Annotated in this window: 23 protein-coding genes; 18 read left to right on the plus strand and 5 right to left on the minus strand. The window is 63.2% G+C overall.

All coding sequences use genetic code 11. The annotated features are described in order from the left end of the window. The first annotated feature begins 2 nt into the window (after nt 1–2). Together murB and OVA00_RS25780 are read left to right on the plus strand one after the other, a co-directional pair. Nucleotides 3–977, plus strand: a complete 975-nt coding sequence (gene murB, locus OVA00_RS25775; protein WP_034792458.1) for a UDP-N-acetylmuramate dehydrogenase — start codon at nt 3–5, stop codon at nt 975–977. Between the two features lie 117 nt (nt 978–1,094). After that, complete coding sequence (locus tag OVA00_RS25780) at nt 1,095–1,685, plus strand: hypothetical protein (protein ID WP_268089841.1); 591 nt, start codon at nt 1,095–1,097, stop codon at nt 1,683–1,685. A gap of 167 nt (nt 1,686–1,852) precedes the next feature. Here OVA00_RS25780 and OVA00_RS25785 read toward each other — a convergent pair whose 3' ends face one another. Next, nucleotides 1,853–3,163, minus strand: a complete 1,311-nt coding sequence (locus tag OVA00_RS25785) for an MFS transporter (RefSeq protein ID WP_060515931.1) — start codon at nt 3,161–3,163, stop codon at nt 1,853–1,855. Between the two features lie 320 nt (nt 3,164–3,483). Between OVA00_RS25785 and aqpZ the strand changes: the two genes are divergently transcribed. From aqpZ to ligA, 10 genes are all read left to right on the plus strand, one after another. After that, nucleotides 3,484–4,170 carry an aquaporin Z gene (gene aqpZ, locus OVA00_RS25790; protein ID WP_268089842.1) on the plus strand — a complete coding sequence of 229 codons (687 nt, stop codon included), beginning with the start codon at nt 3,484–3,486 and terminating at the stop codon, nt 4,168–4,170. A 310-nt stretch (nt 4,171–4,480) separates the two neighbouring features. Beyond that, nucleotides 4,481–5,407 (plus strand): D-alanine--D-alanine ligase, encoded by a 927-nt coding sequence (locus tag OVA00_RS25795; RefSeq protein WP_268089843.1) that lies wholly within the window; start codon nt 4,481–4,483, stop codon nt 5,405–5,407. Beyond that, a complete protein-coding gene (gene ftsQ, locus OVA00_RS25800; RefSeq protein ID WP_060605507.1) occupies nt 5,395–6,345 on the plus strand; it encodes a cell division protein FtsQ in 951 nt (316 codons plus the stop codon). The genes OVA00_RS25795 and ftsQ overlap by 13 nt, the downstream gene beginning before the upstream one ends. Beyond that, a complete protein-coding gene (gene ftsA / locus OVA00_RS25805) occupies nt 6,342–7,673 on the plus strand; it encodes a cell division protein FtsA (protein WP_034792498.1) in 1,332 nt (443 codons plus the stop codon). The genes ftsQ and ftsA overlap by 4 nt, the downstream gene beginning before the upstream one ends. 105 nt (nt 7,674–7,778) lie before the next feature. Beyond that, nucleotides 7,779–9,566 (plus strand): cell division protein FtsZ, encoded by a 1,788-nt coding sequence (ftsZ, locus tag OVA00_RS25810; protein ID WP_268089844.1) that lies wholly within the window; start codon nt 7,779–7,781, stop codon nt 9,564–9,566. A gap of 334 nt (nt 9,567–9,900) precedes the next feature. After that, a complete protein-coding gene (gene lpxC, locus OVA00_RS25815; RefSeq protein ID WP_034792502.1) occupies nt 9,901–10,854 on the plus strand; it encodes a UDP-3-O-acyl-N-acetylglucosamine deacetylase in 954 nt (317 codons plus the stop codon). Nucleotides 10,855–11,027: 173 nt separating this feature from the next. Continuing rightward, on the plus strand, nt 11,028–11,894 hold the full coding sequence (locus OVA00_RS25820; protein ID WP_034792504.1) for an outer membrane protein assembly factor BamD: 867 nt from the start codon (nt 11,028–11,030) through the stop codon (nt 11,892–11,894). A gap of 37 nt (nt 11,895–11,931) precedes the next feature. Beyond that, complete coding sequence (gene recN, locus OVA00_RS25825; protein ID WP_268089845.1) at nt 11,932–13,605, plus strand: DNA repair protein RecN; 1,674 nt, start codon at nt 11,932–11,934, stop codon at nt 13,603–13,605. Nucleotides 13,606–13,763: 158 nt separating this feature from the next. Further along, on the plus strand, nt 13,764–14,753 hold the full coding sequence (locus OVA00_RS25830; protein ID WP_268089846.1) for a hypothetical protein: 990 nt from the start codon (nt 13,764–13,766) through the stop codon (nt 14,751–14,753). Nucleotides 14,754–14,828: 75 nt separating this feature from the next. Beyond that, the gene (gene ligA, locus OVA00_RS25835; protein ID WP_268089847.1) at nt 14,829–16,985 is read left to right on the plus strand and encodes an NAD-dependent DNA ligase LigA; all 2,157 of its coding nucleotides are present in this window, start codon (nt 14,829–14,831) and stop codon (nt 16,983–16,985) included. 33 nt (nt 16,986–17,018) lie between these two features. On the opposite strand, the gene OVA00_RS25840 is transcribed toward ligA, so the two are convergent. The 3 genes from OVA00_RS25840 to OVA00_RS25850 all read right to left on the minus strand — a co-directional run bounded on the left by OVA00_RS25840 (nt 17,019) and on the right by OVA00_RS25850 (nt 18,906). Continuing rightward, nucleotides 17,019–17,672: a CatB-related O-acetyltransferase gene (locus OVA00_RS25840; protein WP_113504177.1), complete on the minus strand. Its 654-nt coding sequence runs from the start codon at nt 17,670–17,672 to the stop codon at nt 17,019–17,021. A gap of 203 nt (nt 17,673–17,875) precedes the next feature. Then, nucleotides 17,876–18,286: a VOC family protein gene (locus OVA00_RS25845; RefSeq protein WP_060515938.1), complete on the minus strand. Its 411-nt coding sequence runs from the start codon at nt 18,284–18,286 to the stop codon at nt 17,876–17,878. Between the two features lie 320 nt (nt 18,287–18,606). After that, nucleotides 18,607–18,906 carry a hypothetical protein gene (locus OVA00_RS25850; protein WP_060515939.1) on the minus strand — a complete coding sequence of 100 codons (300 nt, stop codon included), beginning with the start codon at nt 18,904–18,906 and terminating at the stop codon, nt 18,607–18,609. Nucleotides 18,907–19,155: 249 nt separating this feature from the next. Here OVA00_RS25850 and panC point away from each other — a divergent pair, with 249 nt between their 5' ends. The 5 genes from panC to OVA00_RS25875 all read left to right on the plus strand — a co-directional run bounded on the left by panC (nt 19,156) and on the right by OVA00_RS25875 (nt 22,520). Then, the gene (gene panC, locus OVA00_RS25855; RefSeq protein WP_034792514.1) at nt 19,156–20,031 is read left to right on the plus strand and encodes a pantoate--beta-alanine ligase; all 876 of its coding nucleotides are present in this window, start codon (nt 19,156–19,158) and stop codon (nt 20,029–20,031) included. A 1-nt stretch (nt 20,032) separates the two neighbouring features. Then, nucleotides 20,033–20,854, plus strand: a complete 822-nt coding sequence (gene panB / locus OVA00_RS25860; protein WP_268089848.1) for a 3-methyl-2-oxobutanoate hydroxymethyltransferase — start codon at nt 20,033–20,035, stop codon at nt 20,852–20,854. 210 nt (nt 20,855–21,064) lie between these two features. Continuing rightward, the gene (locus tag OVA00_RS25865) at nt 21,065–21,781 is read left to right on the plus strand and encodes an AzlC family ABC transporter permease (protein ID WP_268089849.1); all 717 of its coding nucleotides are present in this window, start codon (nt 21,065–21,067) and stop codon (nt 21,779–21,781) included. A gap of 2 nt (nt 21,782–21,783) precedes the next feature. Next, nucleotides 21,784–22,098, plus strand: coding sequence for an AzlD family protein (locus OVA00_RS25870; protein WP_034792520.1), 315 nt, complete (start codon nt 21,784–21,786; stop codon nt 22,096–22,098). A gap of 182 nt (nt 22,099–22,280) precedes the next feature. Beyond that, nucleotides 22,281–22,520 (plus strand): hypothetical protein, encoded by a 240-nt coding sequence (locus tag OVA00_RS25875; protein ID WP_034792522.1) that lies wholly within the window; start codon nt 22,281–22,283, stop codon nt 22,518–22,520. Nucleotides 22,521–22,640: 120 nt separating this feature from the next. Here the strand turns inward: OVA00_RS25875 and OVA00_RS25880 are convergent, their stop codons facing one another. Then, nucleotides 22,641–24,476 (minus strand): aminopeptidase P family protein, encoded by a 1,836-nt coding sequence (locus OVA00_RS25880; protein WP_268089850.1) that lies wholly within the window; start codon nt 24,474–24,476, stop codon nt 22,641–22,643. 582 nt (nt 24,477–25,058) lie between these two features. Between OVA00_RS25880 and OVA00_RS25885 the strand changes: the two genes are divergently transcribed. Beyond that, nucleotides 25,059–25,331: a hypothetical protein gene (locus tag OVA00_RS25885; protein WP_112974932.1), complete on the plus strand. Its 273-nt coding sequence runs from the start codon at nt 25,059–25,061 to the stop codon at nt 25,329–25,331. The last annotated feature ends 108 nt before the right edge of the window (nt 25,332–25,439 follow it).

Here is a 25,439-nt window from a genome sequence, read left to right on the forward strand (position 1 = left end):
GCATGAAACAGGTCAACGGTCAGAAACTACTGGAATCGCTCGGAAGTGGCGTCAGCGCTGTGCGCGGCCGTATCACGCCGGATGCGCCGATGGATCGTGTCACCTGGTTCCGCGCCGGCGGTCTTGCCGAGCTGATGTTCCAGCCGCACGACACCGACGATCTCATCACCTTCCTGAAGCTGGTCCCCGCTGAAGTGCCGGTCATGGTCGTCGGCGTCGGCTCGAACCTGCTGGTGCGCGACGGCGGCATTCCCGGCGTTGTCATCCGGCTGTCGGCCAAGGGTTTTGGCGATCTGGAGCTGGTCGGCGAAAACCGCATCAAGGCCGGCGCGATCTGCCCGGACAAGAACATCGCCGCCATGGCGCTCGATCACGGCATTGGCGGCTTCTACTTCTACTACGGCATTCCCGGCTCGCTCGGCGGCGCGCTGCGCATGAACGCCGGCGCCAATGGTGCCGAGACCCGCGAACGGGTCGTCGAGGTGCACGCGGTCGACCGTCAGGGCAACCAGCATGTGCTGTCGAATGCCGACATGGGCTATGCCTACCGCCATTCGGCGGCGGCGAAGGACCTCATCTTCACCCACGCGGTGTTCGAAGGCTACGCCGAGGACAAGAACAAGATCCGCACCGACATGGATGCCGTGCGCCAGCATCGCGAAACGGTGCAGCCGATCCGCGAAAAGACCGGTGGCTCGACCTTCAAGAACCCGGAGGGCCACTCGGCCTGGAAGCTGATCGACGAGGCCGGCTGCCGCGGCATGATGATCGGCAGCGCGCAGATGTCGCCGCTGCACTGCAACTTCATGATCAACACCGGCCAGGCGACCGGCTACGAGCTCGAATATCTCGGCGAAACCGTGCGCCAGCGCGTGCTCGAACATTCCGGCGTCCGGCTCGAATGGGAGATCAAGCGCATCGGTAACTTCATGCCGGGCTACGAGATCAAGGAGTTCCTCGGCCGCGGCATCGCGTAAGGCTCGGTTGCGAGACGTAATCTGAAAGGCCGTGGCGGAAGCGCTGCGGCCTCTTGTTTTTCCGGCGGGCGGCAAGCGGCTGCCAGCGCCTTTGCAGAATGCCGGGGTCCCTACTCAATGACGGCCGAGGAGAAAGCTCGAGTGCGTTGCTTGCAAAGACTGTCGTATGCGAGGTTGCTCGCCGTTTCAGCCCTATTGGCCAATCTTGCGTTCTTTGCGCCCGTCAAGGCTATGGATGAGGTGCGTCTGCACGCTGCCGTCGCCTCGCTCGGTGACGGTGCTGACGCCCAGCGTCTCGAAGCCAGGGTTGCCGATCTCGTAAAATCAGGCGACCAGATCGAGCTTGCGAAGCTGGCCGAACAGATCCGGATGAAAGACGGCGATTTCCTCGACATTCTGGCAAAGTACTATGAGCAGCCGGAGCAAGCGAACGCGACGCCCGGTTGGCAGCAGATCGCACTCTCAATGGGGCCATGCCACTACGCCAACGCTGCCATCCGCATCGTCGCGATGACGATCGCGAACGGCACTCACCCAGCCATCCGAAACGGCGTTGTCATGATCGACGGCACGGAGGTCGACAATATTTTCGCGGAATCGATGCATCGCTGCGAGTTGATTGCGCGTCTTCCCAAGTCCACGCGGCAGGTCGGCTCTAGCTGCGCCATGACCGGCGACTGCGCCGACGATCCGGACCTCATGGAGTGAGCCGAGCCACCCGCGCTTTGCTGGCGCCGGGCCATTGCCTGCTGCGATCGTCATCGGTTTGGCTTCGGAGGCTTCGCAAACAGCACCCGCTAAGCGAAAGGGCCGCAGCGTTGCCGCTGCGGCCCTTCTTGGTTGTGATCGGCCGCGCTAGGCGCGGCCAGTCGTGATCAGGCCGAAACCTCGTCTTCCGTCGACAGCACCAGGCACAGAAGCGTGATGGCGGCGGCGGCGAGCAGGTAGTAGCCGACGTAATCCAGGCTATAGTTGGTGGCGAGCCAGGTGGCGATGTACGGCGCCAGCGACGCGCCGAAGATGCCGGCGAGGTTGAAGGTCATGGACGCGCCGGTGTAGCGCACCGAGGTCGGGAAGGGGGCTGCCAGCGCTGCGCCGATCGGGCCGTAGGTGAGGCCCATGAGGCCGAGGCCGATGATCGAGAACAGGAAGGCGCCGCCGAGGCCGCCGGCAAGAAGCGGGGCCATGAACAGGCCGAAGACTCCGATGCCAATGGTGGTGATGATCAAGATCAGGCGACGGCCGTAGCGGTCCGAGAGGATACCGGCAACCGGGATCATCAGGCCGAAGAAGACGACGCCGGTCATCTGCACGACCAGGAACTGCTCACGCGAATAGCCGAGCTTCGCCGTGCCCCAGGAGAGCGAGAAGACGGTCATCAGGTAGAACAGCACGAAGGTCGCAAGCGCCACGAAAGTGCCGAGCACCAGGCTGCGCTTGTGGAAACGGAAGATCTCGGCGATCGGCACCTGCACGCGCTCGTGCTTGTCGACGGCCTTCTGGAACTCTGGCGTTTCGGTGATCTTCAGGCGGACATAAAGGCCGACGGCGACGAGCAGGATGCTGGCGATGAACGGCACGCGCCAGCCCCAGGCGAGGAAGGCTTCGTTGCTCATCACTTCGCCGAGGATCAGGAAGGTGCCGGCCGACAGGATGAAGCCGATCGGCGCGCCGAGCTGCGGGAACATGGCGTACCAGCTGCGCTTGCCCTCAGGCGCATTCTCGGTGGCAAGCAGCACTGCGCCGCCCCATTCGCCGCCAAGGCCGAGACCCTGGCCGAAACGGCAAAGCGCGAGCAGCAGCGGAGCTGCGACGCCGATCGTGGCATAGGTCGGCAGAAGGCCGATGACGACCGTGGAGATGCCCATGGTCATCAGCGCCGCAACCAGCGTCGCCTTGCGGCCGACCTTGTCGCCGAAGTGGCCGAAGATCACGGCGCCGAAGGGGCGGGCGAAAAAAGCGATCGAGAAGGTCGCGAAGGATTGCAGCATTGCCGAGGTCGGGTCCGAGCCCGGGAAGAACAGGTGCGGGAACACCAGAACAGCGGCGGTGGCGTAAACGTAGAAGTCGAAGAATTCGATGGTCGTGCCGACGAGGCTTGCGAACAGCACCCGGGCAGGGGAGTTCACTGCCGCGTGCTTTGACGCATTGTCCTTCGGCGACAGGGAGGTTGTCGCGTCTGTCATTATCATTGTTCCTATGGATGTAAGACCGTCTTGGGAGGCGGGTGCGGGCGTCTTAACGCAAGTTTCGACATGACGAAACCCTGATATCGTAAGAAGTGCGAACGATATCGGCGTCATGCGCATCATTATTCTGTCGGCGCTCCGCTCTGGGGCCGCGGCGCGGGACGGCCTTTTCGCTTGCGCCTCAACTGCTTTGCCGTAGGCAGATTTTCACGTTTTGCGGGAGGTTCGCTTGGCGGGACAACCCGGATTGACGAGAATCAAATTGTGGCAAACTCTCGACGGCGAAGCGATCGGCTTCGTTTTTCAGGAGCGAATGCATGTTCAAAAGGCTTTCTGCGGAATTTCTCGGTACATTCTGGCTCGTTTTCGGCGGTTGCGGCAGCGCCGTGCTGGCGGCTGCCCTACCTGAGGTCGGTATTGGCTATCTCGGCGTCTCCTTTGCTTTTGGCCTGACGGTGCTGACCATGGCCTATGCGGTCGGCGGCATTTCCGGCGGGCATTTCAATCCGGCCGTCTCGGTGGGGTTGCTGGTTGCGGGCAAGTTCCCCGCGCACAAACTTGTCGGCTATGTCATCGCCCAGGTGCTGGGTGCCATCGCCGCGGCGGCGGTTATCTATCTGATCGCCAGCGGCAAGGGGGATTTCCAGCTCGGTGGCTTCGCTGCCAACGGTTACGGCGAGCATTCGCCGGGCGGCTACTCGCTGACGGCGGCGCTGGTTGCCGAGGTGGTGCTGACCGCCTTCTTCCTGTTCATCATTCTCGGCTCCACCCATGGCCGAGTGCCCGCGGGCTTTGCGCCGATCGCCATCGGCCTGGCGCTGACCCTGATCCATCTGGTCTCGATCCCGGTGACGAACACGTCGATCAATCCGGCCCGCTCGACGGGGCAGGCGCTCTTCGTCGGCGATTGGGCGGTCGCGCAATTGTGGCTGTTCTGGGTGGCGCCGATCGTCGGCGCGGGGATCGCCGGCATCGTCTGGAAGATCGTCGGTGATGACGACTGATCCAATTCGGATGCCGTCAGGCATAGACCCGCCGCCCTGGCTGCGGCGGGTTTTTTCATTTTTTCTTCTGTTTATGCATTAGATTCAAGATTACTCCGCAACCCTTTGATCTCTCGCTAAAATGCCTTGTTCCACATGCGCTTGCGCCTGCAACCGGCGTTTCATTTCCTGACCGGGGTTAACGAAAGTAAACGGTTCGTTAACCTTAATGACGTTCTAGTGACCCCAATGGCGCAGCTGACTCGCGAGGGCGGGAGCCAGCCAGGCGCAAGGAAGCCTTGCGATAGTGGCGTATTGTCTGGGGGTTTGAATGAACGGCAAGCATGTGGCTGTCCTGATGGGCGGATTTTCTTCGGAGCGACCGGTTAGCCTGTCGTCCGGGGCTGCCTGTGCGGATGCCCTGGAGGCTGCCGGCTATCGCGTCACCCGGATCGACGTCGATCGCAATGTCGCAGAGACGCTGGCCGCGCTGCGACCCGACGTTGCCTTCAACGCCCTTCATGGACCGTTCGGCGAGGACGGCACGATCCAGGGCATCCTCGAATATCTTGAGATCCCCTACACCCATTCCGGCGTACTTGCCTCGGCGCTCGCCATGGACAAGGCGCAGGCCAAGCACGTTGCGGCTGCTTCGGGTATTCCAGTTGCCGATGCGCAGGTCATGGATCGCCATGCCTTTGGTCCGAAGCACCCGATGAAGCCGCCTTACGTGGTCAAGCCGGTTTCCGAAGGCTCCAGCTTCGGTGTCGTCATCGTCCAGGAAGATCAGTCGCATCCGCCGCAGGTGGTGACGTCGAGCGAATGGCGTTACGGCGACCGAATCATGGTCGAGCGTTATGTCGCCGGCCGCGAACTGACCTGTGGTGTCATGGGCGACAAGGCGCTCGGCGTCACCGAAATCATCCCGCAGGGCCATGCCTTCTACGATTATGATTCCAAATACGTAAAAGGTGGTTCGCGTCACGTCATTCCGGCACAGATTTCACCAAATATTTACCAAAAAATACAAACACTCGCTCTGAAGGCGCATCAGGCAATCGGTTGCCGGGGCGTCAGCCGATCCGACTTTCGTTTCGATGACAGTTCCTCCGTCGAGGGCGAGCTGATCTGGCTGGAGATCAACACCCAGCCCGGCATGACACCGACCTCCCTGGTGCCCGAGATGGCCGCGCATGCCGGCTACAGCTTCGGTGAGTTTTTGAGTTGGATGGTGGAGGACGCGTCGTGTTTGCGTTGAGGGGCAAAAGGGGCAAGAGGGTTCGTCACCTCGATGGCGCCGCCGCCGTCGATGTGGATGGCGCGCGCGTACTGCCGCGTCCGCTTCGTCGCGTCGTGCGCTTCTTCGTCAGCCTCGGCGCTGGCCGCATCCGCTTTCCCGCCTATACCGGCACGCTGTCGGCGATCGCCTTTTTCGCCGCCACCGGCTTTTACGGCATGTCGCTCGGCGGCCATACGCAGAATTTCGCGCAGGCCTCGACCACGGCCGCAGGCTTCGCGATCGAAGACGTCAAGGTTTCCGGCAACGACCAGACCTCGGAAATCGACATTCTCCAGCAGCTCGGCCTCGACGGCACGACGTCGCTGGTGGCGCTCGATATCGCCGAAGCGCGCAAGCTGATTGCGGAAATGCCCTGGGTGCAGGGCGTCACCGTTCGCAAGATCTATCCCGGCACGATCGAGGTTAGCCTCACCGAGCGCAAGGCCTTCGGCATCTGGCAGCACGGATCGGACCTTTCGCTGATCGAGCGCAGCGGCAGCGTGATCGCGCCCTTGCGCGACAACAAGTTTGCCGCTCTGCCGCTCTTCGTCGGCCGTGACGCCGAAACGGCGGCTGCCGATTTCTACGACGAGTTCTCCCGCTGGCCGGAGATCCGCTCGCGCGTGAAGGCCTTCGTGCGCGTGGCCGGCCGCCGCTGGGACCTGCGCCTCGACAACGGCATCGTCGTCAAGCTGCCGGAGCACGACGTCGCCCGGGCGATGAAGGTGCTCTCCGACATGGAAAGCCAGCACCAGCTCCTCGAGCGCGATATCGCTGCCGTGGATCTGAGGCTCGAAGACAGAACAACAGTTCAGTTGACGCCGGACGCAGTGACCCGGCGCGAAGTTGCCTTGAAGGCGAGGGACAAGATGCTGAAGGCGCAGGAGACCGAAAAGAAGAAAGAAGGCCGCATATGAGTCTATTCGGTTCCTCCAGCTTTGGCCTGCCGCGCCTGAAGCCGCTTTCCTCGAAGCGGTCTCATGTCGTCTCGGTGCTGGATATCGGTTCGACCAAGGTGGTCTGCATGATCGGCCGGCTGACGCCGCGCGCCGAAAGCCAGATCCTGCCCAACCGTACGCATAGCGTCGAAATCATCGGCATCGGCCACCAGAAGTCCCGCGGCGTCAAGAACGGCGTCGTCGCCGACCTCGATGCGGTCGAGAGCGTCGTCCGGCTCGCCGTCGATGCGGCCGAGCGCATGGCCGGCCTCACCATAGACAGCCTGATTGTCAACGTTTCGGCCGGCCGGCTGCAGAGCGACGTCTATACCGCGACGATCGATCTCGGCGGCCAGGAAGTCGACGCCAATGATCTGCGCAAGGTTCTCTCCGCCGCCGGCCAGCAGTCGCTGCGCTCCGACCGCGCCATCCTGCACTCGCTGCCGACGGGCTTCTCGCTCGACGGCGAGCGCGGCATCCGCGATCCGCTCGCCATGTTCGGCGACGTTCTCGGCGTCGACATGCATGTGCTGACGGCCGAACGGGCAGCGCTCAAGAACCTCGAACTCTGCGTCAATCGCGCCCACCTTTCGGTCGAGGGCATGGTGGCGACCCCCTATGCCAGCGGTCTTGCCGCTCTGGTCGACGACGAGGTCGAACTCGGCTGTGCGGCGATCGACATGGGTGGCGGCACGACGACGATCTCGGTCTTTGCCGAAGGCAAGCTGGTTCACGCTGACGCTGTCAGCCTCGGCGGCCATCACGTGACGACGGATCTGGCGCGCGGTCTTTCGACCCGCATCGAGGATGCCGAACGGCTGAAGGTCGTGCACGGGTCGGCTCTGCCCAACAGCGCCGACGAACGCGACATCGTATCGGTGCCGCCGATCGGCGAGGACGACCGCGATCAGCCGACGCATGTGCCGCGCGCACTTGTGTCGCGCATCGTGCGCGCCCGCATCGAAGAGACGCTGGAACTCATCCGCGATCGCATCCAGCGCTCGGGCTTCAGCCCGATCGTCGGCAAGCGAATCGTTCTGACGGGCGGCGCCAGCCAGCTGACTGGCCTGCCGGAAGCGGCTCGCCGCATCCTCGCCCGCAATGTTCGCATCGGCCGTCCGCTCGGAGTTTCCGGGCTGCCGGCCGCTGCCAAGGGCCCGGCCTTCTCCACGGCGGTCGGCCTGATGATCTATCCGCAGGTCGCCGACCTCGAGACCCATGCCTCCCACGGCGGCATGTTCTCGGCGCTCGGCGCCGGCAACGGCCGCATCGCCCGCATGGGCCAGTGGCTGAAAGAGAGCTTTTGAGTGACGGCCGGCTCCGACAGGGACGGGGCCGGGTGAAGACAAACTAGGACTTTGAGAGATTTGGCCGGCTCGGCAAGGCGGCCAGAAACCAGAAGGAACGGGACTATGACTATCAACTTGCAAAAGCCGGATATCACGGAGCTGAAGCCCCGCATCACCGTCTTTGGTGTAGGTGGCGGCGGCGGCAATGCTGTCAACAACATGATCACCGCAGGCCTCCAGGGCGTCGATTTCGTCGTCGCCAACACGGATGCCCAGGCACTCACCATGACCAAGGCCGAGCGCATCATCCAGATGGGCGTCGCCGTCACCGAAGGTCTCGGCGCCGGTTCGCAGCCGGAAGTCGGCCGTGCGGCCGCCGAAGAGTGCATCGATGAGATCATCGATCACCTCAACGGCACCCACATGTGCTTCGTCACCGCCGGCATGGGCGGCGGCACCGGCACCGGTGCAGCCCCGATCGTCGCACAGGCCGCCCGCAACAAGGGCATCCTGACGGTCGGCGTCGTCACCAAGCCGTTCCATTTCGAAGGCGCGCGCCGCATGCGGCTCGCCGACCAGGGCATCGCCGAACTGCAGAAGTCGGTCGACACCCTGATCGTCATCCCGAACCAGAACCTCTTCCGCATCGCCAACGACCGCACGACCTTTGCGGACGCGTTTGCTATGGCCGACCAGGTTCTCTATTCGGGCGTTGCCTGCATCACCGACCTCATGGTCAAGGAAGGCCTCATCAACCTCGACTTCGCCGACGTCCGCTCGGTGATGCGCGAAATGGGCCGCGCCATGATGGGCACCGGCGAAGCTTCGGGCGAAGGCCGCGCACTGGCCGCCGCCGAAGCCGCGATCGCCAACCCGCTGCTCGACGAAACCTCGATGAAGGGCGCCCAGGGCCTCCTGATCTCGATCACCGGCGGCCGCGACCTCACCCTGTTCGAACTCGACGAAGCGGCTACCCGTATTCGCGAAGAAGTCGACCCGGATGCCAACATCATCCTCGGCGCGACGTTCGACGAAGACCTCGAAGGCCTCATCCGCGTCTCGGTCGTTGCCACCGGCATCGACCGCACGGCCGCGGAGGTGGCGGGTCGTTCCGCCGACTTTCGTCCGGTAGCAGCAAAGCCGGTCGTCCGCCCGTCCGCCGCCGTTCCGGCCCATCAGCCGCAGCCGGTTGCCCAGCACCAGCCGGCCCCGGTTCACCAGCCGGTGATGCAGCAGCCGGTCGCCCAGCCGGTTCAGCAGCCGATGCAGCAGCAGGCAACCGCCGACCAGATCGCAGCCGCCATCCGCGAAGCCGAAATGGAGCGCGAGCTCGACATCGCGACCCGGGCTGCCCAGGTGCAGGCCCAGGCCCCGGTTCAGCAGCCGATGCACGACGACAACTTTCGTCCCCAGAGCAAGCTTTTCGCCGGTGCTGCACCGGTAGAGGCCGCTCCGGTCATGCGCCAGCCGCAGCCGCAGATGCAGCCGGTTCAGCCCCAGCCGCAGCCGATCATGCGCCAGGAGCCCGTCGCTCCGGTCATGCGCCAGCAGCCGGAACAGGTTCGCATGCCGAAGGTCGAAGACTTTCCGCCGGTCGTAAAGGCAGAGATGGACCGCCGCGCACAGCCGGCTGCCCCGATGCAGGAAGAGCGCGGCCCGATGGGTCTGCTCAACCGCATCACCAGCTCGCTCGGCCTGCGTGACCGCGAACAGACTCCGGCAGCCGCCGACATGACGGCTTCCGCCCCGACCGCTGCTTCCCAGCAGCGCCGGCCGCTCTCGCCGGAAGCGAGCCTCTATGCGCCGCGCCGCGGCCAGCTTGACGATCACGGTCGTGCTTCGCCGCAGGCGCGCCCGCAAGAAGATGATCAGCTCGAAATCCCGGCGTTCCTGCGCCGTCAATCGAACTGATTGGAAGGCCCGTTCCTTCACCTTGCCGAATGCCCGGGCAACTGCCCGGGCATTTTTGCATTTTGTTCATTATTTCAGGTGTTTGATTCGATGTTACGGACCGTCGCAAATGCGTAACAAAGCGAAACGAACAGTGATTTGGAATGGTGCCTCCAAACTCCTATTTTCAGACTCGGAATTGGGGACGCATGCGATTCGATCAAGCGCTGTCTGTTCGAAACGCAGAGGACCGGTCGTTGAGCCGGGACTCTCGGGCATCTTTCTTGTGCCCTGAAGATCGTTGCGTCCACCAGCAGGTTTTGGCCATTGGCCACAGGTATTGAAAGTGACGAGAATGGGAATCGAATTGCTCGGGTTTCAGACGACGATTGCAAGCCCGGTAACGCTCAAGGGAATTGGCGTTCATTCCGGTGCGGAAGTGTCGATCACCTTCCATCCGGCCGAAGCCGATGCGGGCATCGTTTTCCAGCGCGTTCTCTCCAACGGCCGGGTCAGCGAATACAAGGCGGTTTCCTCGCAGGTCGGCAACACCGATCTCTGCACCGTTCTCGGCATGTCGCCGGCGACTTCGATCGCCACGATCGAGCATGTGATGGCGGCGATCTACGCGCTCGGCCTCGACAACCTCACGGTCGAAGTGCACGGCGCCGAAATGCCGATCATGGACGGCAGCTCCGAACCCTTCATCGACGCGATCGAGCAGGTGGGCGTTCGCGCCCTTGCGGTCAAGCGTCGCTACATCCGCATCGTCAAGCCGGTGCGCATCGAATCGGGTGCCTCCTGGTCGGAGTTCACGCCCTATGACGGCATGCGCTTCGAGGTCGAGATCGATTTCGATTGCCCGCTGATCGGCCGCCAGGCCTGGAAGGGCGACATGACGCCTTCGGTCTTCAAGCGCGAGCTGTCGCGTGCCCGCACCTTCGGCTTCATGCGCGATGTCGAACGCCTCTGGGCTGCTGGTTTTGCGCTCGGCTCCTCGCTCGAAAACTCCGTCGTCATTTCCGACGACAACACGGTGATCAACGTCGAGGGCCTGCGCTACACCGACGAATTCGTGCGCCACAAGACGCTCGATGCGGTTGGCGACCTCTCGCTCGCCGGCGCGCCGTTCATCGGCTGCTACCGCTCGTACCGCGGCGGCCACAAGATGAACGCCAACGCGCTGAAGGCACTTCTCAGCGACCCGACGGCCTACGAAGTCGTCGAAACGGCAACCCCGCGCCAGCGTACCCGCGCGCGCGATATGGTTGCAGTGGCAGCTCCGGGCTTCGCGCCCTGGTCCGCATAACAAGAAAAGTCATCATCTCCTCCAGTCGCCGGCCGAAAGGCCGGCATTTTCATGATAGAGCTGCCACAAATTTGCATGAATCACCGATCATGACGTTGCGGTCTCAAGGTAACTTGCTCTAAAAGCGCATGTCTGGCGGGGTCCATGCCCGCAGAATGGAACGGGAATATCCGATGGTTCTTGCAGTTTCTGTGGATTTGAAAAAGTCAGCGCGCGTCGCCGCCGTCATTGTCGCGGCCGTTGCCGGCAGCGCCCTGATTACCGCCTGCCAGAACGATCCCGATATCGACATCACCAAGCTGACGGCCGAAACCGATCCGCCGGAAGTGCTCTACAATCAGGGCCTCGCCAACCTCAATGCCGGCAAGACGACGGAGGCGGCGCGCAAGTTCGAAGCGCTCGACCGCCAGCATCCGTTCTCGGAATATGCCCGCAAGGCGCTGGTCATGAACGCCTTCGTTTCTTACCGTAACGGTCAGTACCAGGAGGCGATCAACGCCACCGGCCGCTACCTCAATCTTTATCCGCAGTCGGAAGACGCGGCCTATGCGCAGTACATCCAGGGTCTCGCCTATACCAAGCAGATCCCGGCGGTGACGCAGGACCAGAAGCCGGCCTTCAAGGCGATTGAAGCCATGCAGGCGGTCGTAGACCGCTACCCGGACTCCGAATATGTCGACGACGCCAAGTCGAAGATCCGCTTTGCCCGCGACCAGCTGGCCGGCAAGGAGATGCAGGTCGGCCGCTACTATCTCGAGCGCAAGGAATACCTTGCCGCCGTGTCGCGTTTCCGCGTCGTCGTCGAGCAGTATCCGAATACCAACCAGGTTGAAGAAGCGCTGGCGCGCCTGACGGAAGCCTATTTCGCGATGGGCGTGACCCAGGAGGCGCAGACCGCTGCCGCCGTTCTCGGTCACAACTACCCGGACAGCCAGTGGTACAACGATAGCTTCAAGCTGCTGCAGTCGGGTGGCCTTGAGCCGCGTGAAAGCGGCAACTCCTGGATTTCGCGCGCCGCCAAGAAACTCGTCGGCGCCTGATATCTATCGGCGCCCTTCAAGGAAGATATAACCCCGGATGCTTGCCCAGCTTTCGATCCGCGATATCGTCCTGATTGAACGGCTCGATCTCAATTTCGACGCCGGGCTCTCGGTGCTGACCGGTGAAACCGGGGCCGGCAAGTCCATCCTTCTCGACAGCCTGTCGCTCGCCCTTGGCGGGCGCGGCGATGGCTCGCTCGTTCGCCACGGTTCCGACAAGGGGCAGGTGACGGCGGTCTTCGACGTGCCGATGGGGCATTCGGCGCGGCTGATGCTCAGGGAAAACGGCATCGACGATGACGGCGACCTGATCTTCCGTCGCGTGCAGTCGGCCGACGGCCGCACCAAGGCCTATGTTAACGACCAGCCGATCAGCGTCCAGCTGATGCGCCAGCTTGGCCAGACGCTGGTCGAAATTCACGGACAGCACGACGACCGCGCGCTCGTCGATATCGACGCGCACCGCACGCTTCTCGACGCCTTCGGTGGCACCGCCGAAGAAGCGGCGCATGTGAGCGAACTCTATCGCGCCTGGAAGGATGCCGAGCGCGGCCTGAAGAAGCACCGCGAGCGGGTCGAGGCGGCCGCGCGCGAGGCGGACTATCTTCGGTCTTCGGTCGAAGAACTGGAGAAGCTCAGCCCCCGCGACGGCGAAGAGGACGAGCTTGCCGTGAACCGGGCGCGGATGATGAAGGCCGAGCGCATCGCCGGCGACATCAACGAGGCCTCGGAGTTCCTGAACGGCAACGCTTCGCCGGTTCCGCTGATCGCCTCACTCGTGCGCCGTCTCGAGCGCAAGAGCCAGGAGGCGCCGGGCCTGCTTGAAGAAACGGTCGAGTTGCTCGACGGTGCGCTCAACCAGCTTTCGGACGCGCAGATGTCGGTCGAGCGGGCGTTGCGCAACACGGAGTTCGATCCGAAGGAACTGGAGCGGGTGGAGGAGCGGCTGTTCGCGCTGCGCGCCGCCAGCCGCAAATACTCGGTTCCGGTCACGGAACTGCCGGCACTCGCCGTTCGCATGATTTCCGATCTCGCCGATCTCGATGCCGGCGAGGAAAAGCTGAAGCAGCTCGATGCACAAGTCGGCGTGGCACGGGTGGCGTTCGACGCTTCGGCGCGCTCCCTCTCCGAAAAGCGTCGCCATACCGCGACCGCGCTTTCCGACGCTGTCATGGCCGAGCTGCCGGCGTTGAAGCTCGAGCGGGCACGCTTCATGGTCGAGGTGCAAAGCGATCCGTCGCTGCCGACGGTCGACGGTATCGACCTCGTCGAGTTCCACGTCCAGACCAACCCCGGCACGCGGCCGGGCCCGATCATGAAGGTGGCTTCCGGCGGCGAACTTTCGCGCTTCCTGCTGGCGCTGAAGGTGGCGCTTGCCGATCGCGGCTCGGCGCCGACGCTCGTCTTTGATGAAATCGACACCGGTGTCGGCGGTGCGGTGGCCGATGCCATCGGCCAGCGGCTGAAGCGGCTCTCGGCAACGGTGCAGGTGCTCTCCGTCACCCACGCGCCGCAGGTCGCAGCCCGTGCGGCAACGCATCTTCTGATCTCCAAGGGTCCTTCGACCGAGAAGGCCGAGATGATTTCCACCCGTGTCGCCCGCATGGACGACAAGGCGCGCACCGAGGAAATCGCCCGCATGCTTGCCGGCGCCTCGATCACCGAAGAGGCGAGGGCGGCTGCCGCTCGCCTGCTTTCCGGCAACGGCTAGATCATCCTGGCGCCAAGTGGAAACATTGGCGGCTGAGGATGCGATGTCCTCAGAGTGTTCATCTGAACCCACGGCCTTGGGCTTCCTAAGCCTTTTGGTTGAATTGTTGCGCCGCTGCACCCGTGTTCTATTTCCTCTGCGGTTGGGGCACTTCGGGCATGTGGGAGAAACTTGAGCATAGACTGGAGATCCGGTTTGCGCAGATGCGTGCGCATCCGGAACTGATCCTGCTCATCGCGCTCGCCTATGCCGGCCTTATCCTGACGATAAAGGAAGCGAACCAGGAACTGGGCGGCTTCGGGGTGTTCGCGTGCATTGCGATCGCCGTGACTGCAGCAACTCTTGTCGCAAGGCTGCGACACGCCTCGCAGGTCGGGCTGGCGGAGGAGGAGGCCGATCCTCAGCCGCCGAACGCGGACGAAGTCACGCCGTTGGCGCTTGTGGCGCCCTGTGCGCACGGGGACCGTTCCTATCTTGTCCGCGTCCCGGCGCCGACGGCGGTTGCCTATGAGGTGGTCCGCAAGGCACAGGATGTGTTTCGCAGCGGCGCGATCGATCCCGAAGAGGATATGAGAGCGTTCCATTCCGACCCCTACAGCCTGATCTGCCTGCAGGACCTCGACGGCAACATCTTCGGCTTCATCGACTACTACGCCTTCGAGAAGAACCACTTCAAACTGTTCCTGCAGGGGCATTATGCCTTTGGCAACCTGCTGGCGAGCGGGCTGCTTGCCCATCCGCAGGCGCGAAAGGCGAAGGTCGTCTATCTCGCGACCATCCTCAATATGAGCTTCCTGCTCGATTCCATGCGCGCCGAGCGCCGCAGGCAGAACGGCATTCTCGTCTGGGCGACGGTTTCGGCGATCCTCGAACACCACACGTTCCCGCCCGACGGCATCGACATCTACAGCATCGGCTGGGACAAGGGCGGGGCCGCGATCCTGAAGATGTTCGGCCTGCAGCCGGTGAGCCGGGTGATGCGTGGCCAGGCGGAAGGCAAATGGATCTACTGCAAGCGTGGTGTCCGGAAAAAGGATCTCGAGGCCATCCGCTGCCGTTATCAGAGGCGCTATGAACGCTGGTGCGAACTGGATGTCAGGCCGCTTGCCGGGCTCGCGCCGGGGGCCGTCAATGCCACTGGCGCGTGAGCCGACGGCGCCGGACGGTCTTTTCTTTCCCATCAGTTGCTCTACAAAACGACTTCGAATCCGGAGTCGTCGCGCATGTCCCAAGAATTGAAACCCGTCGAGAATCTCAACGAAACGGAAGCGGCCGAAGAGCTTGCCTTTCTCGCGGCCGAGCTTGCGCGCCATGACGCGCTTTATCATGGCCAGGACGCGCCGGAGATTTCGGATGCGGACTATGACGCGCTGAAGCGGCGCAACGACGCGATCGAGCAGCGCTTTCCGGCACTGATCCGCGACGACAGCCCCTCGAAGAAGGTGGGTGCTGCCCCCTCCGTCACCTTCCAGCCGGTCGTGCACGCCCGGCCGATGCTGTCGCTCGACAACACGTTTTCCGACGAGGACGCGCGCGATTTCGTCGCCTCGGTCTATCGTTTCCTCGGCCAACTGCCGGACAACTCCATCGCCTTTACCGCCGAACCGAAGATCGACGGGCTCTCCATGTCGCTGCGCTATGAGAACCGCCGGCTGGTGACGGCCGCGACCCGCGGCGACGGCACGACTGGCGAAAACGTCACCGCCAATATCCGCACCATCGGCATGATCCCGCAGACGCTGCCGGCAGGTGCGCCCGATGTCGTCGAGGTACGCGGCGAAATCTATATGGCGAAATCGGACTTTGCCGCGCTCAACGCCGAGATGGCGGCGCTCGGCAAGCCGCTCTATGTCAACCCGCGCAACACCGCTTCGGGCTCGCTGCGCCAGCTCGACGCCAAGGTGACGGCGAGCCGCAAGCTGCGTTTCTTTGCCTATGCCTGGGGCGAGATCTCGGAAATGCCCGCCGATACGCAGATGGGCATGGTCGAGGTGTTCAAGTCCTGGGGCTTCCCGGTCAACCCGCTGATGCAGCGGCTCTCCTCGGCCGACGCGCTGCTGGAGCATTACCACCACATCGAGCGCGAACGGCCGGATCTCGACTACGATATCGACGGCGTCGTCTACAAGGTCGACCGGCTCGACCTGCAGGCCCGCCTCGGCTTCCGTTCGCGCTCGCCGCGCTGGGCAACCGCGCACAAGTTTCCTGCCGAGCAGGCCTTCACCCGGCTGACGGCGATCGACATCCAGGTCGGCCGTACCGGCGCGCTGACGCCGGTGGCACGCCTTGAGCCGATCACGGTCGGTGGCGTCGTCGTCACCAACGCGACGCTGCACAACGAGGATTACATCAAGGGTCTCGGCAATTCGGGCGAGCCGATCCGCGAGGGCCGCGACATCCGCATCGGCGACATGGTGATCGTCCAGCGCGCCGGCGACGTCATTCCACAGATCGTCGACGTGGTCATGGACGAGCGCAAGGCGGGGAGCGAGCCCTATCGCTTCCCGACCACATGCCCCGTCTGCGGCAGCCATGCGGTGCGCGACATCAACGAGAAGACCGGCAAGGTAGATGCGGTGCGCCGCTGCACCGGCGGTTTCGTCTGCCGCGCGCAGGCCGTCGAGCACCTGAAGCACTTCGTCTCGCGCAACGCCTACGACATCGAGGGCCTCGGTTCGAAGCAGATCGAGTTCTTCTTCGAAAGCGAAGACCCGACGCTGATGATCCGCACGGCGCCAGATATCTTCACGCTGGAGAAACGCCAGGAGGCGTCGTCGCTCACCAAGCTCGAAAACATCGACGGCTTCGGCCGCGTCAGCGTGCGCAAGCTCTATGACGCCATCAATACGCGCCGTTCGATCGCGCTGCAGCGTTTCATCTATGCGCTCGGCATTCGTCATGTGGGCGAGACGACGGCAAAGCTGCTGGCGCGTTCCTATGGCACCTACGAGCACTTCGGCGAGGCGATGCGCGACGCGTCGACGTTTACGGGCGACGCCTGGAATGAACTCAACAGCATCGACGGCATCGGCGAGGTGGTCGCCCGCGCCATCGTCGAGTTCTACAAGGAGCCGCGCAACCTCGAAGTCGTCACCCGGCTGTTGTCGGAGGTGACGCCGGAGGCAGCAGAAGCACCGGTTGCCTCAGACAGCCCGGTCGCCGGCAAGACCGTCGTCTTTACCGGGTCGCTCGAAAAGATGACCCGCGACGAGGCGAAAGCGAAGGCCGAAAGCCTCGGCGCCAAGGTGGCGGGTTCGGTATCGAAGAAGACAGATATCGTCGTTGCCGGCCCGGGTGCCGGCTCCAAGCTCGACAAGGCCCGCGAACTCGGCGTTGAGACGATGGACGAGGACGAGTGGCTGGCGCTGATCGGGGGCTAATGCTCCACGATCAGGCGTGACGGGCGGGCGGCGTTACGCCCGCTCGGTGTCGTAGGCTTCGGATGCGGCCTTCAGGGCGGCGATATCGTCGGCGCATATGAAACGGCGCAGCGCGTCGAATTTTGTTCGTTCCCAACGGTAGATGCCGAGTGCGAGCAGTGTCTCGACATCGGCTGCGGGGAAACGTTGACGGACGGGACGCGCGGGGTTTCCGGCAACGATGGTGTAGGGCGCCACATCTTTGGTCACGATGGCGCCGGACGCGACGACTGCGCCTTCGCCAAGTGTCACGCCCGGCATGATCATGGCGCGCATGCCGATCCAGGCGCCGTCGCCGATGACGGTGTCGCCCTTGCCGACATAGGCTTCGCCGATCACATCGAGGAAGGGATAGAGGCTCACCCAATCGGTGCGATGGGTGTGGTTGCCGCCCATGAGGATCACCGCCTCGGCGCCAATCGCGACATAGTCGCCGATCAGCAGTTGATCGATTGGCCATTGCGGTTCCCAGGCCCTGAGGCTGTAGTCGTCGCCATAGAGGTAGCGAACGACACTTTCCTCGAAGGATCCGGTCCAGGCGTTGCTGTAGTAGCTGTTGCTGCCGCGTACGTGAATGTTCGGGTTGCGCACTGTCTCATGCAAGAGCTCGACCTTGGACCAATGCTTGGCTTCGACCTTCGTGGACATGGGGTTCCTCATTCTCAATGCTTGCAAGCGAAGCTGCGCGTCGCTCGCCATTCGTATCCCGTCCCAACTATCGGATTCACCGGTCGCTTTCTTCTCAAATCGGGCGCCGGCTGGAAGCTTTGGCAGGCACTGCGATCATTCCATCACACCAAAACGCCCGCCGCTTTAGGCGGCAGGCGCAAAGTTCGGGGCACTGCGCGAGATCAGGAGGCCTGCTGCTGGGCGGCTTCCTGGTCCATCCACATGAATTCCCAGACGTGACCGTCGAGGTCCTGGAAGGAAATGCCGTACATGAAGCCGTAGTCGAGAGCCGGCTTCCAGGGCTTGGCGCCGGCAGCGAGCGCCTTGGCGAGCATGTCGTCGCATTCAGCGCGGCTGGACGCGGACAGGGCGGTAATGACCTCGGTTCCTTTCCGGGCGTCGCTGATCTCGCCGGTGATGAAGTCGCGGAACTTCGGCTCGGTCAGAAGCATGACGAAAATATTGTCCGAGATCACCGTGCAGGCGGCGGTGTCGTCGGAGAACTGCTCGTTGAAGGTGAAGCCGAGGGCGGCGAAGAACGCGCGCGAGGCCTTCAGATCCTTGACCGGCAGGTTTACGAAAATCATGCGCATGAAATGCTCCTTGGAATGGATTTCGTGTTTTACGGATCTGATCACTTCGTTGTTTCGGCGAAACCGCGAAGCGATCCAACTCTTTGATTGACGCAACTCCGGACGGAAAACCGCGGCGCACTTTTCCTGGAGTTGCTCTAAGGACGAATGCCGGTCGACGATCCCGACACCGGCTCAAAGATTTTTTGAGCCGGGCTGATGTGGGGTGCAACTACAGGTCTTCAAGCGGAGCGAGACCTGCTTCGATGCTGCAAATAGGATCGACGGTGCTAGCGGCTGCGAGCGGCCCCAAGGGCGCGCGCCGCTGCTCGATGTTATTGTCACTTCACCGTGCACACGCCGTTGGCGCCGCCCTTGCCGGTGTAGGACACGCTCGGCGAGCCGTCGGGATTGATGCTGAGCGAGATGGTGACGCCGGCGCCGTGCGCTTCGTAGTAGTTCTCGTTGAACACCTTGAGCTTGGCTTCCTTGCCGTTGATGTAGATCGGGCCGCCTTCGTCGGCATGGACCTCGATCTTGCCGGGGCAGGTGGCGTTGACCAGCGGGATTTTTGCTTCGGCCGCAGCGGCGAAGGCAAGCGTCGGGACGAGAACGCCGAGAAGGCGCAGGCAGGGTTTCATCTTGCTCTCCAGCGTGGGTTGCAGGTGGCATCGATCGCCAACCGTGACAGGCTGCCGGTGGAAGTCAAGCGCGGCTGAGCGTCACCAAGCTGTCATCAATCCGATTGTTTTTTTGCGCTGCACAAGATAGAGGATTGCAGCCGAATTTTATGCAAATGCCTTTTCGCGGAGCAGGTCGCGGCCATCTGCGAAGGCAGCGCGCCAGCATCCCAAAGGGCAGGGCGCCGGCGCGGATTGGAGGGTCCGGAGATGAAGACTTTCACCACCATCGCCGAGCTGCGTGCAGCGCTTGCCGAGCATAGACGCGCAGGCAAGACGGTCGGCTTCGTGCCGACCATGGGCTACCTGCATGTCGGCCATATGGAGCTGATGCGCCGGGCCCGCGAGGAAAACGACGTCGTCGTCGCCAGCATCTTCGTCAATCCGCTGCAGTTCGGCGCCAACGAGGATCTTTCCAAGTATCCGCGCGATCTCGCCCGCGACCAGGCGATGCTCGAAGCGGGCAGCGTCGACTATCTGTTTGCGCCGGGTGTTGCCGACATGTATCCGCGGCCGATGGAAACGGTCGTCGACGTGCCGACGCTTGGCAGCGAGCTCGAGGGCTCCGTGCGCCCCGGCCACTTTGCCGGTGTCGCCACCGTCGTCACCAAGCTCTTCAACATCGTTGGGCCCGATCGCGCCTATTTCGGCGAGAAGGATTTCCAGCAGCTGCAGATCATCCGCCGCATGGTGGACGATCTCGCCCAGCCGGTGACCGTGATCGGCGTGCCGACGGTGCGCGAGGCCGACGGGCTCGCCTGCTCGTCGCGCAATGTCTACCTGACGGCCGAAGAGCGGCGTGCCGCGGCGATTGTGCCGAAGGCGCTGGATGAGGCGCAGCACCTCGTTGCCTCCGGCGTCAGCGATGTCGTCGAACTCGAAAAGGCCGTGACCGAGTTTCTGGCGAGCGAGCCCTTGGCGAAGCCCGAGGTCGTAGCGGTGCGCGATCCCGAGACGCTGGAGACGATCGAAACGATCGGCGACCGGCCGGTGCTGCTTCTGCTCTTCGTCCGCTTCGGCACGACGAAGCTGCTCGACAATCGCGTGATCGCCCCGAAATCCGCATCATTTGCAAAGGTTGCCTGACATGAGCGTGCAGACCGCCAAGCGCCGGCTCAGCCCCGCCAACATCGAGGCGCTGAAGGGCGAGCGCCCGATCGTCAGCCTCACGGCCTATACGACGCCGATTGCGCGGCTGCTCGATCCGCATGTGGACTTTCTGCTGGTCGGCGATTCCGTCGGCATGGTGCTCTATGGCCTCGACACGACCGTCGGCGTGACGCTGGAAATGATGATCGCCCATGGCCAGGCGGTCATGCGCGGCTCGCAGCAGGCCTGCGTCGTCATCGACTTGCCCTTCGGCTCCTACCAGGAATCGAAGGAGCAGGCGTTCCGCAGTGCGGCGCGTATCCTCAAGGAAACCGGCTGCAGCGCAGTGAAGCTCGAGGGCGGGGCGGAGATGGCCGAGACGGTCGAGTTTCTCGTCAGCCGCGGCATTCCGGTGCTCGGCCATGTCGGCCTGATGCCGCAGCTCGTCAACACGACCGGCGGCTACCGCTCGGTTGGCCGCAACGACAAGGAAGTGGCAAAGATCCGCCGCGACGCCAAGGCGATCGACGATGCCGGAGCGTTTGGCATCGTCATCGAGGGCACGGTCGAGCCGGTGGCCCGCGACATTACCGCGGAGCTGCGCTCGCCGACGATCGGCATCGGCGCGTCGCCTGCCTGCGACGGCCAGATCCTCGTCTCCGACGACATGCTCGGCCTCTTCAACGACTTCAAGCCGCGCTTCGTCAAGCATTTCGCCGAGTTGGCGCCGGCGATCTCGAAGGCGGCCGAGGAGTATGCGAACGCGGTGAAGGCCCGCACGTTCCCCGGCATCGAGCATACGTTCCAGGTCAAGAAGTAAGGGGCGGCTGGCCCGCGCCGGCGCTTATTCCAAGCGATAAAGCGCATCGTTTTCCTGATCGGTGCGCCTTTTGTTCAAGCCTCGTTCGCCGAGGCATCATAAAATTCAATCATTGTATCAGCGCATTTGAATTGTTGCCGGGGGCGCAAGCGCCTATCAGTCCGGCACCGGCCGCATGGCGCGTCATCGCCTCGGCCGGCGGAGGTTTCCATGAAAAAAGATGAATTCTGGGAAGGGTTCCGCGGCGGCTTTCCCATCATGCTGGCAGCATCGCCCTTCGGTGCGCTGTTCGGGGCGCTTGCGGTCGACAATGGCTTCACCATTGCCGATGCGGTGTTCATGAGCGCGACCGTCTATGCCGGCGCCAGCCAGATGGTCGGCATCGAGCTCTTCGGCAACCACGTCCAGCCCTGGCTGGTGGTGCTCTCCGTCTTTGCGGTCAACTTCCGCCACGTGCTCTATTCGGCCTCGATCGCCAAATATGTCCGGCACTTCACCTTCGGGCAGAAGTTCCTCGCCTTCTTCCTGCTGGTCGATCCGCAATATGCCGAGACCGAAAAGCGCGGCGAGCGCGGCTTGCCGATCACCTTTGCCTGGTATCTCGGCTTCGGTCTCGTGATCTACATCCCGTGGATCATCAACACGCTGGTCGGCGCGATCTTCGGGCAGATGATCGGTGACCCCAAGGCGATCGGCCTTGATGTCCTGCTGCCGGTCTATTTCATGGGTCTCGTCATGGGCTTCCGCAAGCGTGACCGGTTCCTGCCGATCGTCATCGTCTCGGGGCTTGCATCCGTCGCCGGCATGCATTTCGTCGGCTCGCCATGGCATGTCAGCATCGGAGCACTAGCCGGCATCATTCTTGCCGCCTGTCTGCCGCCAAGCGAGCGGGCAGTGGCACCGACGGGTGTCGAGAAGGAGGCGTGAACATGGATCCGCAACACCTGAACCTCATCTACCTGATCATCGCGGCGGCCGTTGCGACCTTCCTGACGCGTGTCGGCGGCTATATCCTGATCACCCAGATGAAAGAGATCCCGCCGCGGCTGGAGGCGGCGCTCAACGCCGTTCCCGCAGCCGTTCTGACGACGCTGGTGGCGCCGGCCTTCGTCTATGGCGGGCTCGACGTGACGATCGCCATGTTCGTCGCCTTTGCCATCGCGCTTGGGCTGAATCTCTCAACACTGCGCATGCTCGTCATCGGCTGGGTGGTGGTCATGGTGATCCGGCATCTGGTGATGTAGGACGCCCGTCCGCGGTGGTGTGCGAAGCCGTGGACGGATGTGTTGCGCCCGTTTCGATTGGCGGCGCGCGCATCCTGGACTATCATCTCTGCCGTTGCCGGAGAGGCAGGACATATCCCCCCTCGTTAGGTGGCGTACGACGTCACCGCAGCATGAAGCCTCCCGGCAGTGGAGGAGCGACCATGTTGACCAGGATCTCTATTGCCCTTTTGCTGGCGCTCGCGCCGGCAACGGCCTTTGCCAATCAATGCCCGACCATGATGAAGGCGATCGATGCGGCCATGCAGACCGCTTCCTTGTCCGATGCCGACATGGCCAAGGTCAAGGAATTGCGCACCAAGGGTGAGGCACAGCACCAGGCTGGCGATCACGCCGCCTCGGAGGCAACGCTTGGCGAAGCGAAGAAGCTTCTGGGCATCTGAACGAGAGACCAGGACGTCCGGAGCCAAGGTCTGGCGGGTGAGGGCGCAGCACGCTATCGGCTGCGCGACGGCTCGTTTTATGGGCTCCCGCGACAGCAGGAGCCCAGCAGAGAGCATGACTCAGCGTGACAGCGCTTCCGTTGCGGCCTTCAGCCAGGCGCGCGTCTCGTCGCTGGCCAGCAGCGGCATCAACTTTTCGCGCGTCTCGGCGTGATAGCCGTTGAGCCAGGCGAGTTCCTCGTCGGTCAGAAGCGCCGGCAGCACCAGGCGGCGATCGATCGGGCAGTAGGTGATCGTGTCGAAGCCGAGCATCGGCAGGTCGCCGCCATCAACCATCGTTGCCGGCTGCACCACGATGAGGTTCTCGATGCGGATGCCGAAGGCGCCGGGGCGGTAGTAGCCGGGCTCGTTGGAAAGGATCATGCCGGCCAGCAGTTCCTGCGTCGAAAGACGGGCGATGCGCTGCGGGCCTTCATGCACCGAGAGATAGGAGCCGACGCCGTGGCCGGTGCCGTGGGCATAGTCGGCGCCCGCCTTCCAGAGCGCGATGCGCGCCAAGGGGTCGAGATCCACGCCGCGCGAGCCCTTGGGGAAGCGCGCCGTGCTTATCGCAATCATGCCCTTCAGCACCAGGGTGAAGAAGCGTTTCTGCTCTTCAGGCACGGCGCCGACGGCGACCGTGCGGGTGATGTCGGTGGTGCCGTTGATATACTGCGCGCCGGAATCGATCAGGAACATGGTGCCCGCTTCGATTGCCTGGTCGGTGGCCGTGGTGACGCGGTAGTGCATGATCGCCGCGTGCGCGCCGGCGCCGGAGATGGTGTCGAAGGAGATGTCCTTCAGCGGGTTCTGCATGCGCTCGCCGACGGTGGCGCGGGCAGCTTCTAGCTGGTTGGTGGCACCGATCTCGGTGACTGTGCCGGGCTGTTGGCTGTCGAGCCAGGCGAGGAACTCGACCATGGCCGCACCATCCTGCAGATGGGCGCGGCTCGAGCCTTCGATCTCGGCCGTGTTCTTCTGGGCGCGGGGCAGGCGGGCGGGATCGACCGCTTCGACGACCTTGCCGCCCTTGGCGCGGATCAGTTCGGAAATGGCGAAGGAGGCGAGATCGGGATCGATCATGACGGAGGCGCCGGCGGTGCCGAGAGCCCGCAGACGGTCGTCGAAGGTCGACGGTGCGACGATGTCGGCGATCTGGGTGAGGTAGGCCTCCTGCTCGATGCCGGTCTTGCGCTTGTCGAGGAAAAGTTCGGCGCGGCCGTCGGCATGGATGATGGCGCGGGCCAGCGGATGCGGCGTATGCGGCACGTCGGACCCGCGGATGTTGAATGTCCAGGCGACGGAGGAGGGGTCGGTCAGCACGACGGCTTCGGCGCCCGTCTTGGAAAGGCCGGCTGCGATCGTCGCGATCTTGTCCTTGGCAAGCGTGCCCGCATGTTCGATCGGCTGGATCGTCACCTTCCCGAGCGGGGCAGCCGGACGGTTCGTCCAGATCCTGTCGAGCGGGTTGTGATCGAGGAAGACGAGCGAACCGCCGAGGGTGGCGAGCGCCTTTTCCAGCCGGCGCACTTCGGCGCCGGTGTGGACCCAGGGATCGATGCCGAGCTTGAAGCCCTTGGCTCCATGGTTTTCCAACCAGAGATGCGGCGGCTCGCCGATGAGGTCGCCACCGGTAAAGACCGCGCCGTCGACCTGCTCCTTCAACTGCGTGACGTAACGGCCATCGACGAAGACGACCGCTTCACGCTGCGTGATGAGGGCGACGCCGGCCGAGCCGGTAAAGCCGGTGAGCCAGGACAGGCGCTCGGAGGAGGCCGGCACATACTCGCCCTGGAACTCGTCGGCGCGCGGCACGAGAAAGCCGTCGATGCCGAGGGCTGCGAAGGACGCGCGCAGGGCTTCGGTGCGCTCCTTGCCGAACTGCGGCGTGGAGGTGACTTCAAATGACTGAAACATGAGGGAATTCCGGTAGATTGAGCGGCAAACCGCGGGAAAAGATTGGCTATGTTAGCGGAAATCGCCCTTGCCGGGAAAGAGGCGATATCCTGCAGGGTGGCCTGATCCCCGGTCCGCGCAACGCTGCGGTTGCACCCTGATAGGAGGGCAATTGCTCATTTACCATACATATGCGCTCAGCGCATGGCACCCATGCTCAGAAAACTCTTTCTCTATCGGAATAATAGTTTATAAGCCGCCTCAACGAACACGGACGAACATCCGGTGGTTCAAAAAGCTGCGGTTCCGAGAATAGTTGGTCACTCTGTTCTCCTCCTCCCTCAAGGGTGGTCAGCTTCGGAACGGTAGGCGCCCGCTCGAGCACTCCTCCTCCTCAGGCTCGCGGGCATGGTTGGCCACAAGCCAACCAGCAGGCGATGCCTCTGGCATCGCCTTAGTTTCGAAAGGCCGCCCGTCATGATGGACGAGGCGGCCTTTTCGTTTTCTTCCGCAACTAGATAGAACCGCGGGTTCTACATTGTTCGTCGCGCTTCCGATGCGTTAAATGGATGCCACGCTGCTTTTTGAGGAGAATGGCAAAAGATGCGTTCAGAGCCGACCACTGTAGACAAAGCAGTCAAACTTCTTCAAGGCGTCGACAGCCTAAGGCGCGTTTGGATCGTCCAGCGCGACGATGGGGTGTATGTTCTCAAGCCCGAGGAATGGTATCAAAACGTGATCGATGGGGAACTCGTCGCGGAAGGGTGGAAACCGATTTATGGTGAGTACGGTCTCTTCGGAGGTGCAGACTTGGCCGAGCGCGACGCGCTGGTCAGGTTTGCTTGGCTGAAGGAAACCCAAAATCCTGCCCTGTGACAGCCCTTTAATGCTCACAATTCCCAGGTGGTCGTTGCTGCCTGGCGCGCGTTTGGATGTCGACCCAAGCCCCTCACCCTAACCCTCTCCCCGCAGGCGGGGCGAGGG

Origin of the sequence: Ensifer sp. SL37 (genome assembly GCF_026672675.1) — a bacterium.
GTDB lineage: Bacteria > Pseudomonadota > Alphaproteobacteria > Rhizobiales > Rhizobiaceae > Ensifer > Ensifer adhaerens.

Coding starts and splice junctions, on each gene's coding strand:
- OVA00_RS25820 (WP_034792504.1), top strand. CDS start 11,028: ATGGTTCTTGCAGTTTCTGTGGATTTGAAAAAGTCAGCGCGCGTCGCC.
- OVA00_RS25845 (WP_060515938.1), bottom strand. CDS start 18,286: ATGCGCATGATTTTCGTAAACCTGCCGGTCAAGGATCTGAAGGCCTCG.
- recN (WP_268089845.1), top strand. CDS start 11,932: ATGCTTGCCCAGCTTTCGATCCGCGATATCGTCCTGATTGAACGGCTC.
- OVA00_RS25795 (WP_268089843.1), top strand. CDS start 4,481: ATGAACGGCAAGCATGTGGCTGTCCTGATGGGCGGATTTTCTTCGGAG.
- OVA00_RS25830 (WP_268089846.1), top strand. CDS start 13,764: ATGTGGGAGAAACTTGAGCATAGACTGGAGATCCGGTTTGCGCAGATG.
- OVA00_RS25780 (WP_268089841.1), top strand. CDS start 1,095: ATGACGGCCGAGGAGAAAGCTCGAGTGCGTTGCTTGCAAAGACTGTCG.
- OVA00_RS25850 (WP_060515939.1), bottom strand. CDS start 18,906: ATGAAACCCTGCCTGCGCCTTCTCGGCGTTCTCGTCCCGACGCTTGCC.
- lpxC (WP_034792502.1), top strand. CDS start 9,901: ATGGGAATCGAATTGCTCGGGTTTCAGACGACGATTGCAAGCCCGGTA.
- panB (WP_268089848.1), top strand. CDS start 20,033: ATGAGCGTGCAGACCGCCAAGCGCCGGCTCAGCCCCGCCAACATCGAG.
- ftsA (WP_034792498.1), top strand. CDS start 6,342: ATGAGTCTATTCGGTTCCTCCAGCTTTGGCCTGCCGCGCCTGAAGCCG.
- OVA00_RS25840 (WP_113504177.1), bottom strand. CDS start 17,672: ATGTCCACGAAGGTCGAAGCCAAGCATTGGTCCAAGGTCGAGCTCTTG.
- panC (WP_034792514.1), top strand. CDS start 19,156: ATGAAGACTTTCACCACCATCGCCGAGCTGCGTGCAGCGCTTGCCGAG.
- OVA00_RS25880 (WP_268089850.1), bottom strand. CDS start 24,476: ATGTTTCAGTCATTTGAAGTCACCTCCACGCCGCAGTTCGGCAAGGAG.
- murB (WP_034792458.1), top strand. CDS start 3: ATGAAACAGGTCAACGGTCAGAAACTACTGGAATCGCTCGGAAGTGGC.
- ftsZ (WP_268089844.1), top strand. CDS start 7,779: ATGACTATCAACTTGCAAAAGCCGGATATCACGGAGCTGAAGCCCCGC.
- OVA00_RS25785 (WP_060515931.1), bottom strand. CDS start 3,163: ATGACAGACGCGACAACCTCCCTGTCGCCGAAGGACAATGCGTCAAAG.
- OVA00_RS25875 (WP_034792522.1), top strand. CDS start 22,281: ATGTTGACCAGGATCTCTATTGCCCTTTTGCTGGCGCTCGCGCCGGCA.
- OVA00_RS25870 (WP_034792520.1), top strand. CDS start 21,784: ATGGATCCGCAACACCTGAACCTCATCTACCTGATCATCGCGGCGGCC.
- OVA00_RS25865 (WP_268089849.1), top strand. CDS start 21,065: ATGAAAAAAGATGAATTCTGGGAAGGGTTCCGCGGCGGCTTTCCCATC.
- OVA00_RS25885 (WP_112974932.1), top strand. CDS start 25,059: ATGCGTTCAGAGCCGACCACTGTAGACAAAGCAGTCAAACTTCTTCAA.
- ligA (WP_268089847.1), top strand. CDS start 14,829: ATGTCCCAAGAATTGAAACCCGTCGAGAATCTCAACGAAACGGAAGCG.
- aqpZ (WP_268089842.1), top strand. CDS start 3,484: ATGTTCAAAAGGCTTTCTGCGGAATTTCTCGGTACATTCTGGCTCGTT.